Annotated in this window: 28 protein-coding genes; 14 read left to right on the top strand and 14 right to left on the bottom strand. The window is 71.4% G+C overall.

Translation table 11 applies throughout. The annotated features are described in order from the left end of the window. Window positions 1-133 precede the first annotated feature (133 nt). A complete protein-coding gene (locus tag ACWEV3_RS17315; protein ID WP_452614815.1) occupies window positions 134-1,090 on the bottom strand; it encodes an HpcH/HpaI aldolase/citrate lyase family protein in 957 nt (318 codons plus the stop codon). Window positions 1,091-1,223: 133 nt separating this feature from the next. Here ACWEV3_RS17315 and ACWEV3_RS17310 point away from each other — a divergent pair, with 133 nt between their 5' ends. Beyond that, the gene (locus ACWEV3_RS17310; protein ID WP_452614814.1) at window positions 1,224-2,522 is read left to right on the top strand and encodes a magnesium transporter MgtE N-terminal domain-containing protein; all 1,299 of its coding nucleotides are present in this window, start codon (window positions 1,224-1,226) and stop codon (window positions 2,520-2,522) included. Beyond that, window positions 2,522-3,049, top strand: a complete 528-nt coding sequence (locus ACWEV3_RS17305; RefSeq protein WP_452614813.1) for a DUF1003 domain-containing protein — start codon at window positions 2,522-2,524, stop codon at window positions 3,047-3,049. Before ACWEV3_RS17310 ends, ACWEV3_RS17305 begins: the two co-directional genes overlap by 1 nt. 64 nt (window positions 3,050-3,113) lie before the next feature. Here the strand turns inward: ACWEV3_RS17305 and ACWEV3_RS17300 are convergent, their stop codons facing one another. Together ACWEV3_RS17300 and ACWEV3_RS17295 are read right to left on the bottom strand one after the other, a co-directional pair. After that, on the bottom strand, window positions 3,114-3,530 hold the full coding sequence (locus tag ACWEV3_RS17300) for an NUDIX hydrolase (RefSeq protein ID WP_452614812.1): 417 nt from the start codon (window positions 3,528-3,530) through the stop codon (window positions 3,114-3,116). A gap of 4 nt (window positions 3,531-3,534) precedes the next feature. Beyond that, a complete protein-coding gene (locus ACWEV3_RS17295) occupies window positions 3,535-3,981 on the bottom strand; it encodes a MarR family winged helix-turn-helix transcriptional regulator (RefSeq protein WP_223839536.1) in 447 nt (148 codons plus the stop codon). 278 nt (window positions 3,982-4,259) lie between these two features. On the opposite strand from ACWEV3_RS17295, the gene ACWEV3_RS17290 reads away from it, so the two are divergent. Next, window positions 4,260-5,399, top strand: a complete 1,140-nt coding sequence (locus tag ACWEV3_RS17290; RefSeq protein WP_452614811.1) for an Mrp/NBP35 family ATP-binding protein — start codon at window positions 4,260-4,262, stop codon at window positions 5,397-5,399. A gap of 182 nt (window positions 5,400-5,581) precedes the next feature. Here the strand turns inward: ACWEV3_RS17290 and ACWEV3_RS17285 are convergent, their stop codons facing one another. Beyond that, window positions 5,582-6,142 (bottom strand): O-methyltransferase, encoded by a 561-nt coding sequence (locus ACWEV3_RS17285; RefSeq protein WP_452614810.1) that lies wholly within the window; start codon window positions 6,140-6,142, stop codon window positions 5,582-5,584. Window positions 6,143-6,449: 307 nt separating this feature from the next. On the opposite strand from ACWEV3_RS17285, the gene sigE reads away from it, so the two are divergent. From sigE to tatB, 4 genes are all read left to right on the top strand, one after another. After that, the gene (gene sigE, locus ACWEV3_RS17280) at window positions 6,450-7,043 is read left to right on the top strand and encodes an RNA polymerase sigma factor SigE (protein ID WP_452614809.1); all 594 of its coding nucleotides are present in this window, start codon (window positions 6,450-6,452) and stop codon (window positions 7,041-7,043) included. 3 nt (window positions 7,044-7,046) lie between these two features. Continuing rightward, a complete protein-coding gene (locus ACWEV3_RS17275) occupies window positions 7,047-7,751 on the top strand; it encodes a zf-HC2 domain-containing protein (protein ID WP_452614808.1) in 705 nt (234 codons plus the stop codon). Between the two features lie 154 nt (window positions 7,752-7,905). Further along, entirely contained in the window at window positions 7,906-9,567 is a 1,662-nt protein-coding gene (locus ACWEV3_RS17270) for a trypsin-like peptidase domain-containing protein (protein ID WP_452614807.1), read from the top strand. Between the two features lie 371 nt (window positions 9,568-9,938). Then, window positions 9,939-10,334 carry a Sec-independent protein translocase protein TatB gene (gene tatB / locus ACWEV3_RS17265; protein ID WP_132483196.1) on the top strand — a complete coding sequence of 132 codons (396 nt, stop codon included), beginning with the start codon at window positions 9,939-9,941 and terminating at the stop codon, window positions 10,332-10,334. Here tatB and ACWEV3_RS17260 read toward each other — a convergent pair whose 3' ends face one another. After that, window positions 10,335-11,531 carry an MFS transporter gene (locus tag ACWEV3_RS17260; RefSeq protein WP_452614806.1) on the bottom strand — a complete coding sequence of 399 codons (1,197 nt, stop codon included), beginning with the start codon at window positions 11,529-11,531 and terminating at the stop codon, window positions 10,335-10,337. Between the two features lie 66 nt (window positions 11,532-11,597). Here ACWEV3_RS17260 and ACWEV3_RS17255 point away from each other — a divergent pair, with 66 nt between their 5' ends. Further along, window positions 11,598-12,542, top strand: coding sequence for a LysR substrate-binding domain-containing protein (locus ACWEV3_RS17255; RefSeq protein WP_452614844.1), 945 nt, complete (start codon window positions 11,598-11,600; stop codon window positions 12,540-12,542). Window positions 12,543-12,724: 182 nt separating this feature from the next. On the opposite strand, the gene ACWEV3_RS17250 is transcribed toward ACWEV3_RS17255, so the two are convergent. Together ACWEV3_RS17250 and ACWEV3_RS17245 are read right to left on the bottom strand one after the other, a co-directional pair. After that, the gene (locus ACWEV3_RS17250; RefSeq protein WP_452614805.1) at window positions 12,725-14,305 is read right to left on the bottom strand and encodes a leucyl aminopeptidase; all 1,581 of its coding nucleotides are present in this window, start codon (window positions 14,303-14,305) and stop codon (window positions 12,725-12,727) included. Window positions 14,306-14,620: 315 nt separating this feature from the next. Beyond that, on the bottom strand, window positions 14,621-14,788 hold the full coding sequence (locus ACWEV3_RS17245; protein ID WP_009949794.1) for a DUF3117 domain-containing protein: 168 nt from the start codon (window positions 14,786-14,788) through the stop codon (window positions 14,621-14,623). A gap of 382 nt (window positions 14,789-15,170) precedes the next feature. Between ACWEV3_RS17245 and ACWEV3_RS17240 the strand changes: the two genes are divergently transcribed. After that, entirely contained in the window at window positions 15,171-15,959 is a 789-nt protein-coding gene (locus ACWEV3_RS17240) for an enoyl-CoA hydratase (protein WP_452614804.1), read from the top strand. 147 nt (window positions 15,960-16,106) lie between these two features. Here ACWEV3_RS17240 and ACWEV3_RS17235 read toward each other — a convergent pair whose 3' ends face one another. Genes ACWEV3_RS17235 through ACWEV3_RS17225 form a run of 3 tightly spaced genes read right to left on the bottom strand, consistent with a single transcriptional unit; the run spans window position 16,107 to window position 17,295 of the window. After that, on the bottom strand, window positions 16,107-16,565 hold the full coding sequence (locus tag ACWEV3_RS17235; RefSeq protein ID WP_358575056.1) for an SRPBCC family protein: 459 nt from the start codon (window positions 16,563-16,565) through the stop codon (window positions 16,107-16,109). A gap of 3 nt (window positions 16,566-16,568) precedes the next feature. Then, window positions 16,569-16,919, bottom strand: a complete 351-nt coding sequence (locus ACWEV3_RS17230; protein ID WP_358575057.1) for a DivIVA domain-containing protein — start codon at window positions 16,917-16,919, stop codon at window positions 16,569-16,571. 43 nt (window positions 16,920-16,962) lie between these two features. Continuing rightward, entirely contained in the window at window positions 16,963-17,295 is a 333-nt protein-coding gene (locus ACWEV3_RS17225) for a PadR family transcriptional regulator (RefSeq protein ID WP_093273407.1), read from the bottom strand. A gap of 204 nt (window positions 17,296-17,499) precedes the next feature. Here ACWEV3_RS17225 and ACWEV3_RS17220 point away from each other — a divergent pair, with 204 nt between their 5' ends. Further along, window positions 17,500-17,832: a hypothetical protein gene (locus ACWEV3_RS17220; RefSeq protein WP_452614803.1), complete on the top strand. Its 333-nt coding sequence runs from the start codon at window positions 17,500-17,502 to the stop codon at window positions 17,830-17,832. Between the two features lie 56 nt (window positions 17,833-17,888). Here ACWEV3_RS17220 and folP read toward each other — a convergent pair whose 3' ends face one another. The 3 genes from folP to ACWEV3_RS17205 all read right to left on the bottom strand — a co-directional run bounded on the left by folP (window position 17,889) and on the right by ACWEV3_RS17205 (window position 20,201). Continuing rightward, window positions 17,889-18,728, bottom strand: a complete 840-nt coding sequence (folP, locus tag ACWEV3_RS17215; RefSeq protein ID WP_452614843.1) for a dihydropteroate synthase — start codon at window positions 18,726-18,728, stop codon at window positions 17,889-17,891. 106 nt (window positions 18,729-18,834) lie between these two features. Next, window positions 18,835-19,419 carry an LOG family protein gene (locus tag ACWEV3_RS17210; protein ID WP_452614802.1) on the bottom strand — a complete coding sequence of 195 codons (585 nt, stop codon included), beginning with the start codon at window positions 19,417-19,419 and terminating at the stop codon, window positions 18,835-18,837. Next, entirely contained in the window at window positions 19,416-20,201 is a 786-nt protein-coding gene (locus ACWEV3_RS17205) for an LOG family protein (RefSeq protein ID WP_452614801.1), read from the bottom strand. The genes ACWEV3_RS17210 and ACWEV3_RS17205 overlap by 4 nt, the downstream gene beginning before the upstream one ends. Before the next feature lie 235 nt (window positions 20,202-20,436). Here ACWEV3_RS17205 and ACWEV3_RS17200 point away from each other — a divergent pair, with 235 nt between their 5' ends. Then, the gene (locus ACWEV3_RS17200; RefSeq protein ID WP_452614800.1) at window positions 20,437-21,414 is read left to right on the top strand and encodes an SPFH domain-containing protein; all 978 of its coding nucleotides are present in this window, start codon (window positions 20,437-20,439) and stop codon (window positions 21,412-21,414) included. Window positions 21,415-21,432: 18 nt separating this feature from the next. Here the strand turns inward: ACWEV3_RS17200 and dapE are convergent, their stop codons facing one another. Continuing rightward, window positions 21,433-22,509 carry a succinyl-diaminopimelate desuccinylase gene (gene dapE / locus ACWEV3_RS17195; RefSeq protein WP_452614799.1) on the bottom strand — a complete coding sequence of 359 codons (1,077 nt, stop codon included), beginning with the start codon at window positions 22,507-22,509 and terminating at the stop codon, window positions 21,433-21,435. A 135-nt stretch (window positions 22,510-22,644) separates the two neighbouring features. On the opposite strand from dapE, the gene ACWEV3_RS17190 reads away from it, so the two are divergent. The 3 genes from ACWEV3_RS17190 to ACWEV3_RS17180 are packed head-to-tail and all read left to right on the top strand — an operon-like array spanning window position 22,645 to window position 25,261. Then, window positions 22,645-22,950 (top strand): hypothetical protein, encoded by a 306-nt coding sequence (locus tag ACWEV3_RS17190; protein WP_452614798.1) that lies wholly within the window; start codon window positions 22,645-22,647, stop codon window positions 22,948-22,950. 8 nt (window positions 22,951-22,958) lie between these two features. After that, on the top strand, window positions 22,959-24,734 hold the full coding sequence (locus ACWEV3_RS17185) for an alpha/beta hydrolase (RefSeq protein WP_452614797.1): 1,776 nt from the start codon (window positions 22,959-22,961) through the stop codon (window positions 24,732-24,734). After that, a complete protein-coding gene (locus ACWEV3_RS17180) occupies window positions 24,731-25,261 on the top strand; it encodes an LppA family lipoprotein (RefSeq protein WP_452614796.1) in 531 nt (176 codons plus the stop codon). Before ACWEV3_RS17185 ends, ACWEV3_RS17180 begins: the two co-directional genes overlap by 4 nt. The last annotated feature ends 13 nt before the right edge of the window (window positions 25,262-25,274 follow it).

Raw genomic sequence — 25,274 nt, 5'->3', positions numbered from 1 at the left:
CACCGCAGCGGCTGTTCGGGGTGGCGGCAGGCGGGTGGTGGTGATGCGGCGGCAAAGCCGTTCGAGGGTCGCGCGGTCGGGTTGGGGTGGCGGTTTCGCGCGAAAACGGCGCAGGCGACCTGCAGCGCCGCGATCAGGATTCCGGCGGGGTCCAGCGGTCGGTCCGGGCCATGCCCGCCGCGCGGCCCTTGCCCGAGATCACCAGCGCCATCTTCCGGGACGCCTCGTCGATCATCTCGTCGCCCAGCATCGCCGCGCCGCGCTTCCCGCCGGCCGCCGAGGTGTGCCACTCGTAGGCGTCCAGGATGTTCTCGGCGTGGTCGTAATCCTCCTGCTGCGGCGAGAAGAGCTCGTTGACCGCGTCCACCTGCGCCGGGTGCAGCACCCACTTGCCGTCGAAGCCCAGCGCCGCCGACCTGCCGCCCACCGCGCGCAGCCCGTCGACGTCCTTGATCTGCAGGTACGGCCCGTCGATCGCCTGCACCCCGGCCGCGCGGGCCGCGACCAGGATGCGCATCAGGATGTAGTGGTAGGCGTCGCCGACGTCGTAGCCGGGCGGCTGGTGGCCGACGACCAGCGACCGCATGTTGATCGACGCCATGAAGTCGGCAGGCCCGTAGACCAGCGCCGTCACCCGCGGCGAGGCGGCGGCGATCGCGTCCACCTCGACCAGGCCGCGGGCGTCCTCGATCTGCGGTTCGATGCCGATCCGGCCGGTCTCCAGCCCGGTGGCCCGCTCGATCTGCGTCAGCGTCAGGTCCAGCCAGCGCACGTGCTCCGGGGTGCTCACCTTCGGCAGGATGATCGAGTCGAGCTCGGCGCCCGCGCCCTCCACGACGGTCACGACGTCCCGGTAGGTCCACTCGGTGTCCAGCGCGTTGACCCGCACCGAGCGGATCTTCTCGCCCCAGCCGCCCTCGTTCAGCGCGCCGACGATCCGGTCCCGCGCCTCGGCCTTCGCCAGCGGCGCGACCGCGTCCTCGAGGTCCAGGAAGAACTGGTCGGCGGCCAGCCCGCGCGCCTTGTCGATCATCTTCGCGCTGGAGCCCGGCACCGCCAGGCAGCTCCGCCGGGCACGTCGACCGTCCACGTTGTCCTCCTCTGGCCTCGCGAGTCGTTGCGTGTGTACCACGCACCCCGCCGCCGGAACCGGACAAGTGCCCGGCGGCACAGGGCCGATCTTCGGGCGGCGGACGACCGGAAGAGTGCATAGCCTGAGCCACGTGGCAGCCGCGACCAGGGTTTTCGCGGCCCGGATGGCCGGCTTGTCGGTGTTCGGGCCGGACGGGGAATCGATCGGCCGGGTGCGCGACGTCGTCGCCGGGCTCAGCGTCCGGCGGCAGCCGCCGCGCGTCCTCGGCCTGGTCCTCGAGCTGCCCACCCGGCGCCGGATCTTCGTGCCGATGCTGCGGGTCACCCGGATCGAGTCGAGCGCGGTGACGCTGGCGACGGGGTCGGTGAACCTGCGGCACTTCCACCAGCGCCCCAACGAGCTCCTGGTGCTCGGCCAGCTGCTGGACGCCCGGGTCGTCATCGACTCCACCCATGCGCCCGCGGTCCTGGTGGACGTCGCGATGGAGCAGATCCGCACCCGCGACTGGCAGCTGGCCAAGCTCGCGGTCCGGGAGCGCACCGGGCGGCTCGGCCGGCGCGGCCCGACGCAGGTGCTGGACTGGGACCAGGTCACCGGGCTGGCCGTCGCGGAGCTGACCGGCAAACCGCAGGGCGTGCAGCAGCTGCTCGCCATGTTCGACACCATGCGCGCCGTCGACGTCGCGAGCACCCTGCACGAGCTGCCGACCAAGCGCCGCTACGAGGTGGCCGAGGCGCTGGACGACGAGCGGCTCGCCGACGTCGTCGAGGAGCTGCCCGAGGAAGACCAGAAGGACCTTCTGGAACACCTGGACGAAGAGCGCGCGGCGGACGTGCTGGAGGCGATGAACCCGGACGACGCCGCCGACCTGCTCGCCGAATTGTCCGAAGTGGACAAGGAGCGGCTGCTCGGGCTGATGGCGCCGGAGGAATCCGCACCGGTCAAGCGGCTGATGGCGTACTCGTCCGACACCGCGGGCGGCCTGATGACGCCGGAGCCGATCGTGGTCGGGCCGGACGCGACCATCGCCGAGGCGCTGGCGATGGCGCGCAACCCCGACCTGCCGGTGGCGCTGGCAAGCCTGGTGTTCGTCTGCCGCCCGCCGTCGGCCACGCCGACCGGCCGCTACCTGGGCTGCGTGCACATCCAGCGGCTGCTCCGCGAACCACCGTCGACCCTGGTCGCCGGCGCGCTGGACACCGACCTGGCGAGCCTCCCGGCCAGCGCGTCGCTGACCGACGTCACCCGCTACTTCGCCGCATACAACCTGGTGTGCGGGCCGGTGCTGGACGACGAGGAACACCTCATCGGCGCGGTCACCGTCGACGACGTGCTCGACCACCTGCTGCCGGAGAACTGGCGGGAGAGCGGGCTTCCCGGACCGGAGCCCGGCCCCACCGACCGGCCGACGAACCGGGAGGCGCACTGATGCCCGAGCTGCTGACCCGCCGCCGACTCGACCAACCTCGCCCGCCGCACCGGTTCGCGGTCTCGTTCGACCCGGAGCTGTTCGGGCAGATCTCGGAGCGGATCGCCCGGTTCCTCGGCACCGGCAAGTTCCTGTTCTGGATGACCGTGTTCGTGATCGCCTGGATCTCGGCGAACCTGTTCGCCATCGGCCTGCAGTGGGACCCGTACCCGTTCATCCTGCTCAACCTGGCCTTCTCCACCCAGGCCTCGTACGCCGCTCCGCTGATCCTGCTCGCGCAGAACCGCCAGGACGACCGGGACCGGGTCTCGCTGGAGGAAGACCGAGCGCGAGCGGCCCAGACCAAGGCGGACACGGACTACCTGGCCCGCGAGCTCGCCGCGCTGCGCCTGGCGATCGGCGAGGTCGCCACCCGCGACTACCTGCGCAGCGAACTGGACCGGCTCCGCGAAGAGCTCCCGGGCCTGCAGAGCGAGGCGGAGAAGCGCCGAGCCCGCACCGGCTCCCGAGACCCCGACGACGCCTGATCCGCAGTTTCAATTGAAACCGCGGAACACCGCGGGGAACCCGCGGTTCCAGTTGAAACCGGGATCAGGCCGGGTCGAGGTCGGCGAAGAGGGCGACGATCGCCGGGGCCGTGACCTCGTGGGCCGCGTACTCCTCGCGGGTGCACCAGGCGAGCTCCGCGATCTCGGCCGCCGGCTCCGGGGCACCGTCCAGCTCACCCGTGTAGCAGATGAGCTCGACCTGCACCCCGTCTCCCTGCCCGACCGCGTCGGTGACGTAGCGGCCTAGGAAGTCCGCCCCCACCAGGCCGACGCCGAGCTCCTCCCGCACCTCCCGGTGCAGCGCCTGCACCTCGGTCTCGCCCGGGTCGATCTTGCCGCCGGGCAGGTAGAACGCGTCCTGGTAGTCGGCGCGGACCAGCAGCAACCGCCGGTCCGCGAACCGCACCAGGCCGACCGCGCGGATCAGCCGTTCGGGAGCCGTGGAGTTCGCATCGTGCACACCCTCATGCTTGCGCACGCTGCCCCGGCGGCGACGGCACACCCCCGTCGGCCAGCCGCTCGCAGGTGCGCATCAGCGCCTCCAGCTCCCCCGCGGTGGCGGACAGGAAGTACCGCGCCACGCCGGTGCGGTGCGTCGACGCCGCCAGCTGCAGCCGCGCTTCGCCACGTTCGGTGATCACGGCCTGGACCCCACGCCCGTCCGAATCGACCCGGACGCGACGCACCAGCCCGAGCCGTTCGAGGCGGTCCACGAGCCTGGTCACGCCGGAGCGCGACAGCAGCACGACATCCGCTAGTTCGGTCATCCGGAGCCGCTGCTCCGGGGCTTCTGCCAGCGCTTCGAGGACGTCGTAGGCGGCGAGCGTGAGCCGTTGCTCGGCGATCAGGTCGCCCTCCAGGCAGCGCGTGACCCTGGCGTGCGCGCGGAGGAAACTGCGGTACGCCAACAATTCACTTCGAGTCGGTAATCGATCAAGAGCCGTCTCGGCCACGAAGATTGATATTACGGAACGCGTTCGCCTGACTGCGCAGCGCCCCCGAACAAGAATCACATTCTGTCCCGCTCGCCCCACTGACCAGCGCGATGCCACGGCCCGCAGCCCTGTCCGCGCCCGGCTACCGGTCCGTAGCATGGGATTGCCAGCAGCGAGGTGTGAGACCCTTCGAGGCTGGCGCCCAGCGAAGCGACCACCGACCACGTCCGCAACTCCAGCTTGCCGAGGTAACCGTGACCAGTACGCAGTCCGCGCCCACCGAGGACGCCGTTCGGAAGGCCCTCAGCCAGGTCGAGGACCCGGAGATCCGTCGGCCGATCACCGACCTGGGCATGGTCAAGAGCGTGTCCATCGGCCCCGACGGCGATGTTGCGGTCGAGGTGTACCTGACGGTCCAGGGTTGCCCGATGCGGGAGACGATCACGCAGCGGGTGACCGGTGCCGTGTCCGCCGTCGAAGGCGTCGCCTCGGTGCGGGTCGAGCTCGACGTGATGAGCGACGAGCAGCGCACCGAGCTGCGCAAGATGCTGCGCGGCAGCGCCGAGGAACCGCGCATCCCGTTCGCCGAGCCCGGCTCGATGACGCGCGTCTACTGCGTGGCGTCCGGCAAGGGCGGGGTCGGCAAGTCCAGCGTGACGGTCAACCTCGCGGTCGCGATGGCCAAGCGCGGCCTGTCGGTCGGCGTGGTCGACGCCGACATCTACGGCCACTCGGTGCCGCGGATGCTGGGCGCGGGCGGCAAGCCCACCCAGGTGGAGAAGATGATCATGCCGCCGCAGGCGCACGGCGTGAAGGTCATCTCCATCGGCATGTTCACCCCCGGCAACACCCCGGTGGTCTGGCGCGGACCGATGCTGCACCGCGCGCTGCAGCAGTTCCTGTCCGACGTCTTCTGGGGCGACCTGGACGTCCTGCTGCTCGACCTGCCGCCCGGCACCGGTGACGTGGCGCTGTCCACCGCCCAGCTGATCCCGAACGCGGAGATCCTGGTCGTCACCACCCCGCAGCAGGCCGCGGCCGAGGTCGCGGAGCGGGCCGGGGCGATCGCGATGCAGACGCGGCAGCGGCTGGCCGGCGTGGTGGAGAACATGTCCTGGATGGAGCTGCCGGACGGCCAGCGGATGGAGATCTTCGGCTCCGGCGGCGGCCAGCTGGTCGCGGAATCGCTGAGCCGCTCGATCGGGTCGGACGTGCCACTGCTCGGCCAGGTGCCGCTGGACCCGCGCCTGCGCGAAGCCGGCGACAACGGCACCCCGCTGGTCCTGGAAGCCCCCGACTCGCCCGCGGCGGTGGTCCTCAACGACATCGCCAAGCGCCTGTCCACCCGGGCCCGCGGCCTCGCGGGCAAACTCCTCTCCGTCTCCCCCGCCTGACGCCGTTCCGCAATTTCAATGGAAATCGAAGGTCCGATTTCCATTGAAATTGCGGATCATCACCCCATCGGGAGTACTCCGGTCGGGGAGAGGGCCGACACCTGGGCCGACATCTCGAGAGGCGGGCGCCTGGGATCGGGCGGAAGCGGGTGCCTGGGAGCAGTCGAGGCGGGTGTCCGGGGTCAGTCTCGTTTGGCGACCGCGAGCAGGCCGGGACCAGTCGGGAGCGTGACCGGGACCAGGTTCTCGTCGGTCTGGATCGCCCGGACCAGGTCGCGCAGCGCCAGGGCCAGCGCGCTCCGGGCGTCCGGGCTGGCCAGCTGCACACCCGCGAACACGATCACGCCACCCGGGCGCAGCAGGCGGACGCCGAGCTCCAGGTACCTGGGGTAGTCCGTGGTCGCGATGCCCACCGACACCAGGTCGTAGCCGCCCTCCGTGAGCCGCGGCATCAGGTCGATCGCGCGGCCGGCGATCAGCCGCGTCCGGCCGGTCGGCACGCCCGCCTCCCGCAGCGTCGCGCGCGCCGTCCGCTGCGCGGACGCATCCGCGTCGATCGACGTCAGCACGCCGTCCGGCATCATGCCCTGGAGCAGCCACAGCGCGCTCTCGCCCGAGCCGGTGCCGACCTCCACGGCGGCCTTGGCCCGCAACGCCGCCGCCAGGAAGCGCAGCACGTGCAGCGACGACGCCCCGACCGAGGTGTCCGTCGGCGCGCCGGATCGCACCTGGTTCCGGCCCACGGGCCCGGCACCCACCGGCGTCTCGGGTATCACAACGCGAAAGGTTATCGACGTTGCTCGCCGCCGTGACCCGGGCGGCCGACATCGTTAGGGGGCCGTTTCCGGCGGGCCGGCGGTGCGACCCGCATCACGTCAGGTTCTCAGCCTGTTCTCAGGCGTCTTTAATCGCTACCTCACCAGGGCATACGAGAGTAGACACGTCATAACCGACACCCATCGGCGTCTCCTTGACGACACCGCCGGGAACAACGGAGGCGACATGTTCGTTCTTGGAGATGCAACCGCACAGGAGGTGGCTTCTCGCCCAATGGCAACACAGCCGATGAGTGTGGCCCCCAGTGTCCAACAGAGCACCGTCTCGCCCGCCGCGGAAGAGGTCAACTGGACCCCTCCGACGTGGGACGAGGTGGTCCGGCAGCACGCAGACCGGGTCTACCGGTTGGCGTACCGCCTGACCGGCAACCAGCACGACGCCGAGGACCTGACCCAGGAGACCTTCATCCGGGTGTTCCGGTCGCTGGCGTCGTACAAGCCGGGAACGTTCGAGGGCTGGCTGCACCGGATCACCACGAACCTGTTCCTCGACATGGCCCGCCGCAGGTCCCGCCTGCGCATGGAGGGCCTGCCCGAGGACACCGACCGGTTGCCCGGCGGTGGCCCGAGCCCTGAGCAGGTCTTCAGCGACACCCACCTCGACCCCGACCTGCAGGCGGCGCTGGACGAACTGCCGCCGGAGTTCCGGGCGGCGGTGGTGCTCTGCGACGTCGAGGGGCTCTCCTACGAGGAGATCGGTGCCACCTTGGGCGTGAAGCTGGGTACTGTGCGCAGCAGGATTCACCGCGGGCGCCAGATGTTGAAGGCCACCTTGGAAGCTCGCCGCGAGCATGCCCGGGAGGTTTGACGAATGACGGTTTTGCGTGGGTGGGGGCTGCCGGAGCAGCACCTCGCGCTGGACGCGATCGTCGCGTTGGTGGACGGCGAGCTGAGCCCGAGCGCCCATGATCGCGCCGTCTCCCACCTGGCCCACTGCCCGGCGTGCACCTCGGACGCCGCCGCCCAGCGGCAGGCCCGCGCCGCGGTTCGGGCGGCCGGCACGCCGTCGATCTCGCCGAAGTTCCTGCAAGCACTGCAGGCCATCCCGGCGCACGCAGAACTGCCCAGCCAGCCGGACGGCCTCGCGCTGACCGAGGACGGCCAGCTGGTCGCCGTGACCCGCCCGGCCCGCACGAAGCGGTTCGGCGACGGAGCGGCGCTCGGATCCTCGCGGCCGCTCGGCGGCAGCCAGCAACCCCTCGGCAGCGTGCCCCCTTTTGCCGGTGATGCCGCGGCGGCACCGGCGCGGCGGGTCGGCCGCCGAACCCGGCAGGGGGCCGGCGTGGTGTTCTCCGGCTTGGTGCTGGGCGCGCTCGCGCTGATGAACCTGCCGACGGACGACGACGGCCAGCCGGTGCCGGGCGTACCGAGCCCGCTGCCCGGCGGCGCGTTCACCAACGCCGTCATCCCGGCGTCGGCGCGCGAAGACCTGCCCGGCGACCCGTCCCCCAGCCGGCAGCCCTCGTCCGAGGTCCCGGTTCCGAGCACCTCGGCGAGCGCGCCGCCGGGGAACTGATCCGGCCGGACGACTTAGCCCGCTCCCACACGAACTTCACCGGTCGCCCGGCAAAATGGGCACGCCGGCGGTGTGTCCACATGCCGGTGGCACGGGCTCCTCGCCCGTGTGATCCACTCGAACGGACGAGTTCCGACCGCATGCCCGGGGAGCGATGAGCGACCAGCCAGGAACGCCCGCACAGGGCCCCGACGCCGACCAGCAGCGCCGGGATCAGCCCGAAGCAGGCCAGCAGGGTCCCAACGGACGGCCAGCCGAACCCGTGCATCCGTGGCAGGGCGCGGCCAGCCCCGCCCGCGGAGTGCCGGCCGCGGCGGACCGCCCCATGCGAAACGGCCAGGCATCCCCGCCCCGCCTCGCACCGCGCCCGCTGCAGCGCCCCGCCGTCGACCCGTCGCAGAGCTCGACGTTCGGCCGCCCGAGGGGCGTGACCGGCAGCTTCGACCCGAACCGGCGCGACGTCCCGACGCGCGGCATCGAACAGGGTCCGCCCCCGCCGGAAGCGCTGTCCAAGGCGTTCGGCCGACCGCGCGCCAGCAGCGAGAAGCTCCAGCGCGCGCCCGGCGAGCAGCCGATGGCGCCCGAGCCGGGCGAGGAGCCGGCACTGTGGAACTCCGGCGAGAGCGACCCGTGGCGCAACCCCGCCGCAGGCGCGGTGATCGGTCCACCTGCACTCGGCGAGGAGCAGGAGGAGAAGCCCGAGAACACCGAAACCGGCCCGCTGCTCAGCGCCCGCGAAGTCCTGTTCGGCCGCCGGGTGCACCCGCGCGCGCTCGTGATCCTCGCCGTGGTCGCCCTGCTCATCGGGCTGGCCGGCGGGCTGCTCGGCCGGATCACCGCCGAGGAGGGCAATCCGCTCACCAATCCCGACGTCACCCTGGCCGAGGTGGAGCAGGGCAAGGACCGGCCGAAGGGCACCGTCGCCGCGGTTGCGCAGCGCGTGGTCCCCGCCGTCGTGTCGATCGAGGTGCGCGTCGGCGCGCAGGGCGGCAGCGGCTCCGGGGTCGTCATCGACGGCAACGGCTACGTGGTCACGAACAACCACGTCATCTCGATGGCCGCCGACACCCCGGGCGCGCTGGTCTCCACGGTCTTCCACGACGGCACCCGGGTGCCCGCCCGGATCGTCGGCCGCGACGTCAAGACCGACCTGGCGGTGATCAAGGTCGAGGTGTCCAACCCGACGGTCGCCCAGCTCGGCCGCTCCGACGAGCTGGCGGTCGGCGACGAGGTGATCGCCATCGGCTCGCCGCTGGGCCTGGCGGGCACCGTGACCACCGGCATCGTCAGCTCGGTGCACCGCCCGATGCGGCTGGCCGGCGAGGGCACCGACACCAACGCGGTCATCGACGCGATCCAGACCGACGCCGCGATCAACCCCGGCAACTCCGGCGGCGCCCTGGTCGACGGCAACGGCGCGGTGGTCGGCATCAACAGCGCGATCCGGACGCTCGGGGCCGGCGGCGAAGGCGGCTCGATCGGGCTGGGCTTCGCGATCCCGATCGACGACGTCCGGCGCATCGCCGAGGAGCTGATCCGCACCGGCAACGTGCAGCACGCCGATCTCGGCGTCAACGCCAAATCGGTCAGCGATGGGCTCGCCGACGGCGCCCAGGTGCAGAACGTGCAGGACGGCAGCGCCGCGGCGGCGGCCGGGATCGCCGAGGGCGATGTGATCATCCGGGTCGGCGAGCGCAAGGTGGCCGGCGCCGACGAGCTGATCGTGGCCGTCGACCGGCACCAGGTCGGCGAGCGGGTGCCGGTCACCGTGGTGCGGCAGGGCCGCGAGCTGGTGCTCGACGTGACCCTGCGGTGAACGGCGGGTTCCGCCTGGTCCGGCCGGGCGGGAAGTTTCGCGGTTTTGCCAGCGGCACGACGGCCCCCGGGTACAGGCTTCGCCAGGCATCGTGGTCGTGAGCACTTTTGGCTGCTATCGCACCCCAAAGCACTCACGACCTCGGTGACCAGTGGAAACCGCGAACCGCGCAACCCCGGGAATGCCATCCCGCCGCAAGGGCCGCACCGCTTGCGGTGCGGCGAGCCGAACGAGCAGCTAACAGTTCGTGAAGGCGGCGTGCTGGGCCAGTTCGCCCTCCTACCCGGATCACCCTGTCGGTACCCTGGGGATGCGTTGGCAGCGCGCGGTGCTGGTCCGCGAGCCGTGGAGGACCCGGAGGTAGTCGAGAGGTGTTCGAAAGCGTCGGCTGGCTCGAGATCCTGGTCCTCGTCGTGGCCGGGCTGTTCATCCTCGGCCCGGAGCGGCTGCCGCAAGGCGCGGCGTGGCTGGGCCGGACCGTCCGCCAGGTCAAGGAGTACGCGACCGGAGCCCGCGAGCAGATCAAGTCCGAGCTGGGCCCGGAGTTCGACGAGCTGCGCAAACCGCTGGAAGACCTGCGCGGCATCCGCAACTTCAACCCGCGCACGGCCGTGACCAAGCACCTCTTCGACGGGGAGAACCCGCTCGACGGCCTCAACGGCAACGGCAGCAACGGGCACCAGGCGAAGCCGGCCGACCCGCCCAAGCCCGAGCAGCGGCCGCTCGCGCCGGGTGAGCGCCCGCCGTACGACTCCGACGCGACCTGATCAGACCTCGACCGCGACGCGCTTGGGCGCCGTGCGGACGAGCCACGCCCCGGCCGCCGCCACCGCCAGCCAGCAGCACAGCAGGACCGTCATCCCGGACCAGCCCCACGAGCCGTAGGCCGCGCCGCCCAGCACGCCGCCCACGCTGCTGCCGCCGTAGTAGGCGAACTGGTACAGCGCGGACGCCTGACCGCGGGCCGATGCCGATGCCCGCGCCCCGACCCATCCGCTCGCCACCGAGTGCGCGGCGAAGAATCCGCCGGTGAACACGACCAGGCCCACCACGATCACGGGCAGGCTGTCGGCGAGCATCAGCAGCAGACCCAGCGCCGTCACCGCCAGGCCGGCGAGCAGCACCTGGATGCGCCCCCAGCGATCGGCGGCGCGCCCGGCGAGTGTGGAGGTGACCGTTCCCGCGGCGTAGGCGAGGAACGCGAGCGCTGCGAGCGCCGGCGACACCAGCAGCGGCGGTGCGGCGAGGCGGAAGCCGAGCACGTTGTAGACGGTGACGAAGGCGCCCATGCCGAGCGCGGCGACCAGGTACGGCGCGTAGAGCACCGGGTCGCTGAGCGCGGCGCGCAAGCCGCCGAGGAGCGGGCTCCAGCGCAGCGGTTGCCGCTGATGATTGCGTTCGGCCGGCAGCAGCACCACGAACAGCACCGTGCACACCCCGGCGAGCACGGCCACCGCCAGCAATCCGCCGTGCCAGCCGGCGAAGTCGCCGACCACGCCGCCCAGCAGCCGGCCACCCATGCCGCCGATGGTGGTGCCCGCGACGTAGAGCCCCATCGTCGTGCCCAGCTGCTCACCGCCGGTCTCGTCGGCCAGGTATGCGGCCGCGACCGCGGCCAGGCCGGCGATCGCCGCACCCTGCACCAGGCGAACGGCCACGAGCACCGGGAAGAACGGCACCCACGGCAGCAGCAAGCCCAGGACCTCGGCGGTCAGCAAGGCCGCGATCATCGTGCGGCGACGGCCGACCGCTTCCGACAGCGTGCCGAGCGGGATCGCCGCGACGGCCAGCCCGAGCGTGCTCGCCGAGATGAGCAGCGCCGCCGTGCCCGGGTTCAGCGCGAAGACCTCGGCAAGCTGCGGCAGCACCGGCTGCGGCGCGTAGAGCAGCGCGAACATCGCCAGCGCGCCGAGCAGCAGGGCGATGCGGATCTTGCGGATGCGGGCCGGGTCGACTGCGTTCACGTGCTCGAACGTAAGTAGCCCCGACTGATGCGTCCAATGCTGGAATGCCGCATGATTGATGCGGTGATGAATGAATCAGCCGAGCCGGACGACTCGTCGCAGCTAGCGGCCCACCTCGCCCCGTCGCTCGCCCTGCTGCGCGCGGTCGCGGCCGAGGGCCATCTCACACGAGCAGCGGAGTCCCTGGGCGTCCCGCAGCCGACGGTCAGCCGCGCGCTGGCCAAGCTGGGCGATCGACTCGGCACGCCGGTGATCGTGCGGCAGGGTCGCGGCATCCACCTGACCCGCGCCGGAGCCCTGCTCGCGGCGGCCGCCGAAGACGCGATGCGCGGGCTGGAGGCCGGCTGCCGGGCCGTGATCGAGGAGATCGACCCCGACCGGGGCCAGGTGACGTTCGGGTTCCAGCACACGATGGGCAGCACGCTGGTGCCGCCGCTGCTGCGCGAGTTCCGCGACGTGCACCCGCACGTGCGGTTCGGGCTCGTGCAGGGGCCGCGCAACAGCATGCTCGCGCGCGCCTGGTCTGGCGAGATCGACCTCTGCGTCGTCTCGCCGCTGCCGGAGCACGATCCGCACTGGGAAACCGCGTCGCTCCGGGAAGAGCCGCTGGTCGCAGTGCTGTTCGCGCGGCACCGGCTGGCCCGGCGCCGCAGGCTGCGGCTGGCCGAGCTCGCCGGGGACGACTTCGTGGCGACCCGCCCCGGCTACGGACTCCGGCAGATCTTCGCGGGCCTGGCCGAGCGCGCGGGTTTCGAACCGCGGCTGGCCTTCGAGAGCGAGGAGGTCGACACGGTGCGCGGACTGGTCGCCGCCGGGCTCGGCGTGGCTCTGCTGCCGCCGGGCGACAACGGCCCGGCGCCGGGCACGGTCGAGGTGCCGCTGGATCCACCCGCGCACCGCACGATCGGCCTGGCCTGGCCGGCGGGCCGGGCGCTTCCGCCGGCGGTCCGCACCTTCCGCGACTTCACCCTCCGCAATTTCAATGGAAATCGAAGGTCCGATTTCCATTGAAATTGCGGAAGTAGTCCACAGCCGTCGGTGTGTCGTGGCCCCGACACGCCGTGGTTCCGCAGTTTCAATTGAAACTGCGGAACCACTCACCGCACCGAGCGATCACTCCGTAGAGATCACTCTGAGGAGATCTTCTGGGGAGATCGGTTCGAGGGCGTTGTTCGAGGGATCAGTTCGAGGGGTCAGTTCGAGAAGCTTGCGGCGAGGGCGACGAGGCTTCGGGCCGCGAAGCCCGTGCCTCCCGACACCACCTCCGCGTAGTCCTTGTCCGCCCGGGCCGGGCCCGCGATGTCCAGGTGCGCCCACGGCAGGCCGCCCGTGAACTCGCGCAGGAACAGCGCCGCCGTGATGCCGCCGGGCCCCGGCGGCGTCTGCTTCACGTCCGCGAGCCGGCCCTTCACGTCTTCCGCGTGGTCCTCCAGCAGCGGCATCCGCCACCAGGCCTCGCCGACCCGCTGCCCGGCCTCCCGGACGCGATCGGCCAGCTCGCCGTCGGTGGCGAACAGCCCGCCGGTGCGCAGGCCCAGGGCGACCTTCATCGCGCCGGTCAGCGTCGCGACGTCCACCAGCAGGTCCGGCTCCAGCCGGTCCACCGCGTAGGCGAGGGCGTCGGCGAGCACCATGCGGCCCTCGGCGTCGGTGTTGCCGACCTCCGTCGTGGTGCCGCTGTAGTGCCGGACGATGTCGCCGGGCCGGTACGCGCTGCCGGACACGTGGTTCTCCGCCGACGGCACCAGGCCGGTCACCCGGACCGGCAGCTCCAGCCGGGCGATGGTCAGCAGCGCGCCGATCACCGCCGCGCCGCCGGACATGTCGGTGCGCATCAGGTGCATGCCCTCGGCGGGCTTGATCGAGATGCCGCCGGTGTCGAAGGTGATGCCCTTGCCGACCAGCACCAGGTGCGGGCCCTCGACGTCCTTCGGCCGGTAGGTCAGCTCCAGCAGCCGGGGCGGCCTCGACGAACCGCCGCCGACCGCGAGGATCCCGCCGAAACCGTTGTCGGCCAGCCACTTCTCGTCCCGCACCACGGCGGTCAGGTCCGGCACGTCGGCGGCCAGCTCGGCGGCGACGCCGGTGAACCAGGCCGGGTCCTTGATGTTCGAGGGAGCGTTGGCGAGATCGCGGGCCAGCGCGGTGGCCGCCGCCAGCTCGCGGGTGCGCCGGACCTGTTCGTCCAGCGCCGCCACGTCGGCGCCTTCCGGCGCCACCAGCAAGACCTTCCGCAGGCGCGGCGGGGTCGGCTTGGCGGTCACCCGGAACCGGTAGCCGCCCAGCGCCAAGCCCAGCGTCAGCGCCGAAACCGCTTCGCCGTCGACGTCGTCGGGCAGCCGGATCTGGAGGTAGTCCGCGTCGGAGGCGTCCCCGAGGTCGCCGACCTCGTCGTCGGACTCCGCCGCCTGGTCCAGCCTCGCGCGCAGCGCGCGTGCGAGCGCGGCGCCGGCGCTGCGCCACTTCACCGGCTCGCCCGAGCCGACACCCACGACCCAACCGACGCCACCCGACGGCAGAGGCAGCGCGCGGACGTCACCGGCCGACGAGGAAGCGCCTACGGCCTGCAGCACCGCGATGTCCACATCGAACGGTTCGGCTGCCGTCGCCAGGTCCGGGCCCGACTCGCCGTCGAAGACCGCGACCGCGCCCGGCACGCCATCCCGCCACTGCCGCACGACGTCCACTTCGACCAGTGACGTCGGGATGGCGGGCAGCGCCGGGTCCGCGTCGCGGACCGGCTGGGCGGAGCGGAACACTGAAGAACCGGACACGAGAAGACCTTCCTGCACGGCTGGCCGCGCGCATTCGACTGCCTGCCCTCGAAACGGCTGAACCGGAACGAGTTCAACGACAGCTGTAGAAGTTACCGTCCTCGCACGTCCGGTCACGATGCGCGCCCGAACGAAGGCCCCCGACGATCACGGGGAGGGGCGAGGACTTGCCTGCCATCGACGACGGCCCCGGTGCCACCCATGGCACCGGGGCCCGACCGCGGCGAAGAAGCTCGCCACTCGTCGTCGACTCGATTGCGTTGTCGCCTCGGGCGTTGGGGGCAGCGCCGCTACCCCGACCGCCGGCCGGCGGCCTCAGCCGGTGGCCGACTCCAGGGCGTCGCCCAGGTTCTTGGCCTCCTCGACCGACATCTCGACGACGAGCCGCCCACCACCCTCAAGCGGGACGCGCATCACGATGCCGCGTCCCTCCTTAGTCACCTCGAGGGGACCGTCACCGGTCCGGGGCTTCATGGCCGCCATAGCGTGCTCCCTCCGTGAACTCTTCCCCCGCTGGTCGCCACAACCAGCTCGGGTCCTCCCCCATTCTCCCCCATCCCGAGGCGGGGACGAAACCGAACCGATCAACTCGTGTCGCCCGTGCGCTGGTCGAATGCCCGCGGGGGCTGGCAGACTCACGTCCCGTGCGGGCTGTTCCGGTGCATTCCGGCGCGACCGTCGGCGCTTCCGGGCCGACGGTCCGCGCCCGGCGCCGGACCGGCCCCCGCGGCGCTCGACCACTACCCGGGCGACCAGCCACAACACTGTCTACTCGGGACTTCGCGCGACCCCCGGAGTCCACTTTGGAAAGTCGAGCGGCGATCTCGCGACCCGACACAACGGACCGCAGGAAGAGGAGTGCGAAGTGACCGACGTGCTGCTGACCGAGGACACCGCAGGTGTGCGCCTGCTCACGCTGAACCGCCCCGAGTCGTTCAACTCGCTCGACGTCGAGCTCAAGCAGGCCCTGATCACCGCGCTGCGGGAGGCCGCCGCCGACGACTCGGTGCGCGCGCTGGTGATCACCGGCGCGGGGAAGGCGTTCTGCGCGGGCCAGGACCTCAAGGAGCACGTCGCGCTGCTGAACTCCGGCGACCCGGCACCGCTGAACACGGTCGAAGAGCACTACAACCCGATCATCCGGGCCGTGACGAGCATGCCGAAGCCGGTGATCGCCGCGGTCAACGGCACCGCCGCCGGGGCGGGCGCGTCGCTGGCCTACGCGTGCGATCTGCGGGTGGCCGCGGCGAACGCGAAGTTCCTGATGGCCTTCGCCAACGTCGGGCTGTCGACGGACTCCGGCGCGTCGTGGACGTTGCCGAGGCTGATCGGCTACGGCCGGGCGATGGAACTGCTGCTGCTGGCCGAGCCGGTGGCAGCCGAGGAGGCGCTGCGGATCGGCATGGTGAACCGGGTCGTCGACGCCGGTGAAGCCGTCGCGGCGGCCACCGAGCTGGCCAAGCGGATGGCGGCCGGACCGACCAGCGCCTACGCCCGGATCAAGGAGGCGATGCTGGCGGCGGCCGCCGAAGGCCTGGCCGAGGCGCTCGCCGTGGAGGCGGGAGCGCAGGCGGAGGCCGGGGCGACGGCCGACCACCGGGAGGCCGTCGCGGCGTTCGTCGAGAAGCGAACCCCCCACTTCACCGGTCACTGAGGCACCCCCGGGTCGTGAGTGGTTTGGGCTGCTATGGCGCTCCAAAACGCTCACGACCCGTGACCAGCGGAAACGTCGGGCTGCGCGCCGACAGGTGGTGCCCAGCGCGTCGTGGGGCCGAGGTATGCGACGGCCGCGGCACCGGGATCAGCCGGTTTCCCCGCCGCCCGAATAGCCGCGGCAGAACGCCGCGAAAGCAGTCAGCGACCGGCGCATGCCCCAGACGAAGGCCGGCCGCACCACCGGCCAGACCAGCGCGCCGCCGGGCGGCAGCACCAGCCGTTCCCACCACAGGAACGTCGACGCCGCATTGCCGCACCGGACCACGTCGAACCCGCCGTCGCCGACGATCAGCCGTCCGTGGTGGCGCACCCGGCAGGTCTGCGGCGGCCGCCATTCGACGATCTCCATCCGGTCCACGACGCCGAACCCGCGGAAGCCGGTGACCGCCACCAGCTGCGCGCCGGGCCCGTCGGGGCCGCCGAGCGCGTGCACCTCGGTGCCCAGCATCCACTCGCCCTGCCGCGCCCAGTCCGTCGCCGCCGCCCACACCACCTCGGGCGGCGCCTCGACCGGCACGCTCAGCCGCAGCTCGACCGGGCGCACCGGTCAGCCCTCCGGCTCGTCGGGACGCCCGGCCCGGGCCTCCTGCAGCTGCTCGCCCGCGGCGTCGAGCTGCCGCTCCAGGACTGCGATCCGGCCGTGCAGTTCGTCGAGTTCCCCGGCGAGGCGCTCCAGCGCCCAGTCCACCTCCGACGCCTTGTAGCCGCGGAGGACCTGCTGGAACCGCAACGCGCGCACGTCGGCACCCTCGATGTCGGCCGGGGGCAGGCGGGTCGGGGTCGAGCCCGGCGGCAGCGGCGCGAGCTGCTCGCCGCGGCCGAAGACCAGCGAAGCCAGCAGGTAGGCCACCGCAGCGACCGCGAGCACCACGAACAGGTAGATGAGCGCACTAGCCACGGTCGTCAATCGTGGCACGAACGGCGAACCGCCGCGGCCACGGTCAGGTCTTGGCGGGTGCGGCCTCTAGCACGCCCTCGATGGCGGAGGTGAACTCGCGCCAGGCGCGGCGCTCGTTCTGCAGCGTCTGCACGCCGGTCTGGGTCAGGCGGTAGGTGCGGCGCTGCCGCCCGCCGACGGTGCTCCAGGTGCTCTGCACGTAGCCGGCGCGCTCCAGTCTGCGCAGCGCCGGGTATACCGTCCCGGTGGGCAGATCAAGGGCGCCGCCACTGCGTTCCTGCAGCGCCTCGATGATCGCGTAACCATGCAAGGCCCTGCCGTCGAGCGTGGCCAGCAGCAGGGCGTCCAGGTGGCCGCGGAGCGCATCAGCCTTCACAAGTAGCGACTCTACGGTCATTTGCGACCACTGTCACCGGCCTTCCGCAAGAGGACCTAGGTCCTTTCGCGATCCGGACTCCGAATGACGTCCATCACAGTGCGCCGTTCGGGTGGCGCAAACCCGAAAATCCGTTGACAGCACTCGATTCCCGCCACACTGCGATGTCGGATGTACCGGGCGAGCGATCAGGAGCCGATTGCCGTGTCCAACGACAGCGCCCAGGAAACCACCGGTGCTTCGCGACTCGACGCCGAGACGACCTTCGCCCCGCGACAGCAGGCCCTCGACCAACTCCGCTCGTACCTCGCGATGCTCGTCGACGTGATCGACCAGCACCCGGAGGCGAGCATGGAGCGGGACGAGGCGCAGTGGCGGCTGGAGGAGCTCGTCGACGAGCTGACCAGGACGCCGCCGAGCCCGCCGCGCGTCCAGTCCCGGTGGCTGCGGCTGGCCCCGGTGCTCCGGGAGGTCCGCCCGGACGTGCCGATTGCGATCCTCACCCAGCTGCTCAATCGGGCCGTCGGCGACCTCTGAACCACCGCCTCGCGAGCGCTGATGCCGGTTCTACCGGATCGAGTGCTCACGAAGCCTCAGGCGAGGGCGCGGAGGACCTGGTCCGGCGGATGGGTGCCCGCGATGGCCGCGACCATCTCGACCGTCCGGCGGGTCTCCAGCACGTGGTGCGCGCGGAAGATCCGGGCGCCGCCCCAGGCCGCGATCGCGGTGGCCGCCAGCGTGCCCTCCAGGCGCTCCGTCACCTCCGCGCCCAGCGTCTCGCCGATGAAGTCCTTGTTGGACAACGCCATCAGCACCGGCCAACCGGTGGCCACCAGCTCGCCGACCCGCCGCAGCAGCGCCAGGCCGTGCCAGGTGTTCTTGCCGAAGTCGTGGGTCGGGTCGATCAGCACGCCGTGCGCGGGCACCCCGAGCCGCACCATCCGCTCCGCCCGCTCGACGAGTTCGGCCGTCACCTCGGCGACCGCGTCGGCGTAGCGGGGCCGGTACGGGTCGGTGCGCGGCGGCAGGCCGCCGGTGTGCGAGCACACCACGCCGACGCCGAACTCGGCCGCCACCTCGGCGAGCAGCGGATCGGCGCCCGCCCAGGTGTCGTTGAGCAGGTCCGCCCCGGCCTCGCACACCTGCCGGGCCACGTCGTGCCGCCAGGTGTCGACGCTGATCACCAGGTCCGGGTGGCGTTCCCGGACCGCGGCGACGAACGGCACCACCCGATCGATCTCCTCGGCGGCGTCCACCGTCTCGCCCTGCGCCCCGGCGCGGACCCCGCCGATGTCGATGATGTCCGCGCCGTCGGCGACGGCCCGGTCCACGGCGGCGGTGGCCGCATCGGCGGCGAAGGTCCGCCCCCGGTCGAAGAACGAGTCGCGGGTGCGGTTGACGATCGCCATCACCAGCGGTCGGTCTTGGGGCATGTCCTTGTCGCGGAACCGGAGAGCCTGCACAACTCCAGATCCTGGCACGTCATCGGCCATTGGAGGTACACGGATCGACTTGCGTCGTGGTGCGGGTGGCGGAACCTCAGGCACCCGGTTCCCGGCTTGCGACGCAGGCGTCGAGCGCCTCGTCGACGTCGGTGGCCACCGTGAGCGCGTCCAGCGAGTGCCGGGTGGCGAATCCGGTGTCCACCAGGCCGTGCAGCCAGTCCAGCAAGCCGCGGTAGTGGCCGTCCGGGTCGAGCAGCACGACCGGCTTGGCGTGCATGCCGATGTAGCGGGCGGTCCAGATCTCGAACAGCTCCTCGCAGGTGCCGATGCCGCCGGGCAGCGCGAGGAACGCCGTCGCGTGCGCGTCCATCAGGCCCTTGCGCTCCCGCATCGTGTCCACGACCAGCAGCTCGTCGGCATCGGTGTCGGCGACCTCGAGGTCCACCAGGGCGCGCGGGATGACGCCGATGGTCCGGCCGCCGCCGGCCCGCGTCGCCCGGGCGACCTCGCCCATCATCGACACGCGCCCGCCACCGGAGACCAGCGACCAGCCGCGCTTGGCGATCTTGGTGCCCACCTCCGCCGCCAGGTCCAGGTGTTGCTGCGGCACCGGGCGCGACGCGCAGTAGACGCAGACGGCGATGTCCACAGTGGTCTCCTCGGGCTCAACGCTGCTCAATGAGTGGCCTCCCACGCCTCGTACGCCTCCTGCACGATGCTGACCGCGTCGTCGATGTCGTCGGTGAGGTGCAGCAGCGCGAGGTCCTTGTCGCCGATCTTGCCCGCGGCGTGCATGCTGTCGCGGATCCAGTCGTACAGACCCTGCCAGTAGGACTTGCCGAACAGCACCACCGGGAACTTGGTGACCTTCTTGGTCTGCACCAGGGTCAACGACTCGAACAGCTCGTCCATGGTGCCGAAGCCACCGGGCAGGCAGACGAACGCCTGCGCGTACTTGATGAACATCGTCTTGCGGACGAAGAAGTAGCGGAAGTTGACGCCGAGGTCCACCCACGGGTTGAGGCCCTGCTCGAACGGCAGCTCGATGCCGAGCCCGATGGACAGCCCGCCGGCCTCCGACGCGCCGCGGTTGACGGCCTCCATCGCGCCCGGGCCGCCGCCGGTGATCACCGCGCAACCGATCTTCGCCAGCGCGGCGCCGAGCTCGACGCCGGTGGCGTACTCCGGGTGCTCCCGCGGCGTCCGCGCCGAACCGAACACGGTCACCGCGCGCGGCACCTCGGCGAGCGCGCCGAAGCCCTCCACGAACTCGGACTGGATGCGCATCACCCGCCACGGATCGGTGTGCACCCAGTCCGACGGGCCGCGCGAGTCCAGCAGCCGCTGGTCGGTGGTGGTGGGTTCGCGCAACCTCGACCGGCGCAGCACCACGGGTCCGCGTTGCTTCTCCTGGGGGCGCTCCGCGCCGTTCGGCTCACCCCACGGGCCTTCGATCGTCATGTGGTCGAGAGTACGCACGGGCCTTCGGCCGCCGACGCCTGCCCGGCCACCGCGCCGAGCGGCGAAATGCCTGTTCACGAGGGATTCACACGAGCGTGCGGCGGCGTACGATACGAAGAAAAGATCTAGTGGTGCCGGCGATGCCGGCCGTGCACACCACGCAGATCACCCGATCTACGCAGGCGCCGGAGACGGGTCGCCGGGCAAGGCCAGAAGTCGAGCCCGGGAGCCAGCCATGCTCATCGAACTGCTGATCCTCATCATCGCCCTGGGTGTTGTCTACGTCGCCGCGAGCGTCAAGGTCATCAAGCAGTACGAGCGCGGCGTGGTGTTCCGCTTCGGCCGCCTGCAGGAGCTCACCCGCGGGCCCGGGCTGACCACGATCGTCCCGGTGATGGACCGGATGCGGAAGGTCAACCTGCAGATCGTCACCATGCCGGTGCCCGCCCAGGAGGGCATCACCCGCGACAACGTGACCGTCCGGGTGGACGCGGTCGTGTACTTCAAGGTCGAGGACCCGGCGCGCGCGATCGTCAACGTCGAGGACTACCTGTTCGCCATGGGGCAGGTCGCGCAGACCTCGCTGCGTTCGATCATCGGCAAGAGCGACCTGGACGACCTGCTGTCCAACCGCGAACGGCTCAACCAGGGCCTGGAGCTGATGATCGACAGCCCGGCGCTGGGCTGGGGCGTGCACATCGACCGGGTGGAGATCAAGGACGTCTCGCTGCCGGAATCCATGAAGCGCTCGATCGCCCGCCAGGCCGAAGCGGAACGCGAGCGGCGTTCGCGAGTCATCTCGGCGGACGGCGAGTTCCAGGCGTCCCGCAAGCTCGCCGACGCGGCCCACGTCATGGCCGACACCCCGGCCGCGCTCCAGCTCCGCCTGCTGGAAACGGTCGTCGAGGTGGCGGCGGAGAAGAACTCGACCCTGGTGCTGCCGTTCCCGGTCGAACTCCTCCAGTTCGTCGACACCGCGAAGCGCATCGGCGCGATGGGCGAAGCCCCGAGCGAAAAGCCGGCGCAGCTCCCCGACGCGGAGCGCGGACCAGCGCAACTCGCCGACGCGGAGCGCGAAGCAGCGAAGCTCCCCGCATCGGAGCCGGCGGCGGAGCTGCCGCGGCAACGCGAGGGCACGGCCGCCGACGGCAGGAGGCCGCGCGACGCGGAGAGCGCGGACAGCGACGAGGAGTCGATGCTGGGCATCGCCTGAGCGCGCGCAGCGCGGGCGTCAGGCGAAGAAGCGGCGGAGGACGTCAGCGCAGTGGCGGATCTCCGCGGTCGCCACGTGCTCCTGCTTCGTGTGCGCGAGGGTCGGCGAGCCCGGGCCGAAGTTCACCGCCGGGAGTCCCCGGGCCGCGAACCGCGCCACGTCTGTCCAGCCGAGCTTCGCGACCGGCTCCGACCCCGACGCCTCGACCAGCTGCGCCGCCGCCGGCGAGGTCAGGCCGGGCAGGGCGCCCTGGGCGCCGTCGGTCACCGCGACCTCGAAGCCGTCGAAGACCTCGCGCAGGTGCGCTTCGGCCTCCGCCAGCGACTTGTCCGGGGCGAACCGGTGGTTGACCGTCACCACGCACGAGTCCGGCACCACGTTGCCCGCGACGCCGCCCTCGATCCGCACCGCCTGCAGACCCTCGCGGAACTGCAGGCCGTCGATCACCGGGTTGCGCGGCGTGTACTCGACCAGCCGCTGCAGCACCGGCTGCGCGGCGTGGATCGCGTTGACGCCCATCCACGCGCGGGCCGTGTGCGCGCGGGCGCCGGTGGTGCGCACCTCCACCCGCATCGTGCCCTGGCAGCCCGCCTCGATCGCGGCGTTCGACGGCTCGCACACCACCGCCAGATCGCCGGCCAGCCACTCCGGCAGCTCCCGCTCGATCCGGTTCAGGCCGTTGCGCTCGGCTTCCACCTCTTCGCAGTCGTAGAACACGAACGTCAGGTCGTGCCGCGGTTCCGGGAGCGTCGCGGCGAGGTGCAGCATGACCGCGTCGCCGCCCTTCATGTCGACCGTGCCGCAGCCGTGCAGGACCTCCTCGGCGCCCGAACCGGTGCGCCGCACCGGGAGGTTGTCGTTGATCGGCACGGTGTCCAGGTGCCCGGCGAGCACCACTCGCGAGTCCCGGCCGAGGTTCGTGCGCGCCAGCACGGCGTCGCCGTTGCGCACCACTTCGAGGTGCGGCGCCTGGTCGCGCAGCGCCTGCTCCACCGCATCGGCGATGGCCTTCTCCCCGCCGGAGACGCTGGGGATGTCCACCAGCGCGGCGGTGAGTTCGACGGGGTCAGCGGTGAGATCCAACGACGCAGTCACGCCCGGGAGGTTACCCGGACGCCCGGATGGCGTCGGGACCAGCGGTTCGTGCTTGTGAACAGGTGGGAACCGGATCCGCGCAACCGCCATCCAAGCCATGATCACCACGCTAGGCTTCCGCCGCTGGAGGTGGGCATGGACTACACGGTCAATCCCGATGCGCTCAGGAAGGCCGGCGCGAGCGCGAAGTCGGCGGGCGAGCAGGCCGGACAGGTGAAGCTGGGGCCGCCGGCCGAGGACATCGCCGAGGCGATGCCCGGCGGCAAGTCCGCGGGGGCGTCGAAGCAGGTCGCGCAGAGCTGGGACAAGGCGATCAAGTCCTGGAGCCGGGCCACCGCGCAGCACGGCGAATCGCTGACCGCGAGCGCCGACGGGTACCAGCAGTCCGACGAGTCGAGCGCGGCGGACATCGACCGCGTCGGCACGCAGGCCGGGAGGTAGGCAGCTACATGGTGTCCTTCGCCGACGTGCGCCGCTGGAAGCCGGAGGGCCTCGACGCCGTCCACAACGACCTCGGAAAACGCCGCGACGACCTCGTCGACCTGCAGGACGAGCTGGACGGCGCGAAGAATCCGGAGGGCTGGAGCGGCGAAGCCGCCGACGGCTCCGCGAAGCAGCACGAGAAGTTGGTGTCGGACATGCGCTCGCTGGTGGCCGAGGTCGCCACCGTGCGGGTCGCGGTGGCCGCGGCGGCCGACGACGTCGCCAGGATCAAGCAGCAGATCCAGCAGGCCGACCACGAGGCGCAGGCCAACGGCTTCGAGATCACCGAGGAAGGCGGCGTCCGCGACGTCAAGCCGCCCCAGGACGTACCGGAAGACCAGCTGGAGCAGGTCAAGCAGCAGCGCATCCAGGTTCGCGACAAGCTCGTCGAGACGATCGAGAAGATCCTCGACGACGCCGAGCAGGCCGACGCCGAACTCGCCAAGGCGCTGACCTCCGCGGAGCAGGACAAGATCGAGCCCGGCAAGGGCGACTCCCTGGCCGACGCCGCGAACACCGACGACATCCAGGCCCTCGCCGCCTCCGCCGGGAAGCCGAAGGACGATTCGCCGAAGGCGGCGGCGGAATGGTGGAAGTCGCTGTCCGACGAGCAGCGCGCGGCGCTGCGGGAGAACCCGCCCGAATGGCTGGGCAACCGCGACGGCATCCCCGCCGAGGTCCGCGACGAGGCCAACCGCGGCCGCATCGACGACGTGCGCAACGACCTCGAACAGCAGAAGAGGCAGCTGGAACAGGGCGGCGTTTCCGAGGACGAGAAGGAAAAGCTCCAGCAGGTCAACGACAAGATCAAATCGCTGGACGAGGTCGAGAAGACCATCGCCAAGGAGGACCCGCCGCGCCAGCTGCTGGTCCTCGACAGCAGCGGCGAGCGGATGAAGGCCGCCGTCGGGGTGGGCAACGTCGACACCGCCGACCACGTCTCGGTGTACACGCCCGGCTACGGGACCACCGTCCAGGGCAGCCTCGGCAACTACGACTCGAAGATGCAGGAACTGGTCAAGGAGTCGAAGGCCGAGCTCCTCCGCAACGGCAAGGACGACAGCGTCGCCGCGGTCGCCTGGCTCGGCTACGAAGCCCCGCAGAAGTCCGAGGACACGGACGTGTTCGGCGACTCGGTGATCAGCTCCAACTCCGCCCAGGAAGGCGGCGAGAAGCTGAACAACTTCTACAAGGGCATCAACGAGTCCCGGGACACCGACCCGCACCTGACCGCGATCGGCCACTCCTACGGCTCCACCACCACCGGCTACGCCCTGCAGGGCGGCGGCCACGGCGTCGACGACGCGATCATCTTCGGCTCCCCCGGCGTCGGCACCAACGACATCGAGGACCTGCACGTCCCCGAGGGCCACGCCTACCGGTTGGAGGCCAAGAACGACCAGGTCGCGGACTTCGCCCGGTTCGGCGGCGACCCGTCCCACATGGACGGCTTCAAGGACCTGTCCACCGAGAAGTCGAACGAGGGCAAGGGCGTCGAGGGCCACAGCGACTACCTGGACACCGAGACCACCAGCCAGCACAACATGGCCTCGGTGGTCGCGGGCCTCCCGGACAACACCGTGGAGGGCAAGACAAACGGCGTCGGGGATGTGATCTCCTACGTCCCGCACCAGGCTCAGGAAGCCGGCTCCGCGATCTACGACTTCGGCGAGAAGACGGTGTCCGGCGCCAAGGACCTGGGCGAGAAAACGGTGTCCGGCATCAAGGACTTCTTCTCATGAGAAAGCTCGTCCTGTTCGTCCTCTGCGGTCTGCTCGCCGCCGGTTGCGCGAGCGGACCCGAACCGTCCGACGGGGGAAACGTGGCAGACCCGCTCAGCATGTTGCGGCAGCGACCGTCCATGGAGGAGATCACCGCCCGCTACGAGGAGATGCAGCAGAAGCTGCGGGACCGGCTCTCCGCCGACCTCGGCCTGGCGACGCCGTGGATCAACAAGGGCGACCCCGGCCAGGCCGCCTGCCAGGGCGAGGAGCTCTCGCACGTCGACGGCGCCGAGGAGCACAGCCTGGACACCTGGGCCTACGAGGGCAACATCCCGGACGCCCAGTGGGAGCGGGCGCAGCAGATCGGGATCGACGTGACCAAGGAGTACGGCTTCAAGGAGCTGGAAATCGTGGTCAACCGGCCCGGCGACCACAAGGTCGAGATGCGCGACGAGTTCGGCGCGCAGCTGCAGTTCGGCACCAAGGTGAACACGATCCTGAGCCTGCGCACCGGCTGCCACCTCCTCCAGTCCGCCAAGGGCTGATCCCGCCCGCGGC

It is taken from the genome of Saccharopolyspora sp. NPDC003752 (assembly GCF_053605825.1).
Note: the sequence above shows the minus strand (reverse complement) of the source record. Positions and strands in the feature narration are given on the sequence as shown.

Coding starts and splice junctions, on each gene's coding strand:
- ACWEV3_RS17205 (WP_452614801.1), bottom strand. CDS start 20,201: ATGACGATCGAAGGCCCGTGGGGTGAGCCGAACGGCGCGGAGCGCCCC.
- ACWEV3_RS17200 (WP_452614800.1), top strand. CDS start 20,437: ATGCTCATCGAACTGCTGATCCTCATCATCGCCCTGGGTGTTGTCTAC.
- ACWEV3_RS17305 (WP_452614813.1), top strand. CDS start 2,522: ATGCCCGAGCTGCTGACCCGCCGCCGACTCGACCAACCTCGCCCGCCG.
- ACWEV3_RS17255 (WP_452614844.1), top strand. CDS start 11,598: ATGAATGAATCAGCCGAGCCGGACGACTCGTCGCAGCTAGCGGCCCAC.
- ACWEV3_RS17185 (WP_452614797.1), top strand. CDS start 22,959: ATGGTGTCCTTCGCCGACGTGCGCCGCTGGAAGCCGGAGGGCCTCGAC.
- sigE (WP_452614809.1), top strand. CDS start 6,450: ATGGCAACACAGCCGATGAGTGTGGCCCCCAGTGTCCAACAGAGCACC.
- ACWEV3_RS17270 (WP_452614807.1), top strand. CDS start 7,906: ATGAGCGACCAGCCAGGAACGCCCGCACAGGGCCCCGACGCCGACCAG.
- ACWEV3_RS17180 (WP_452614796.1), top strand. CDS start 24,731: ATGAGAAAGCTCGTCCTGTTCGTCCTCTGCGGTCTGCTCGCCGCCGGT.
- folP (WP_452614843.1), bottom strand. CDS start 18,728: ATGCCCCAAGACCGACCGCTGGTGATGGCGATCGTCAACCGCACCCGC.
- ACWEV3_RS17190 (WP_452614798.1), top strand. CDS start 22,645: ATGGACTACACGGTCAATCCCGATGCGCTCAGGAAGGCCGGCGCGAGC.
- ACWEV3_RS17245 (WP_009949794.1), bottom strand. CDS start 14,788: ATGGCGGCCATGAAGCCCCGGACCGGTGACGGTCCCCTCGAGGTGACT.
- ACWEV3_RS17275 (WP_452614808.1), top strand. CDS start 7,047: ATGACGGTTTTGCGTGGGTGGGGGCTGCCGGAGCAGCACCTCGCGCTG.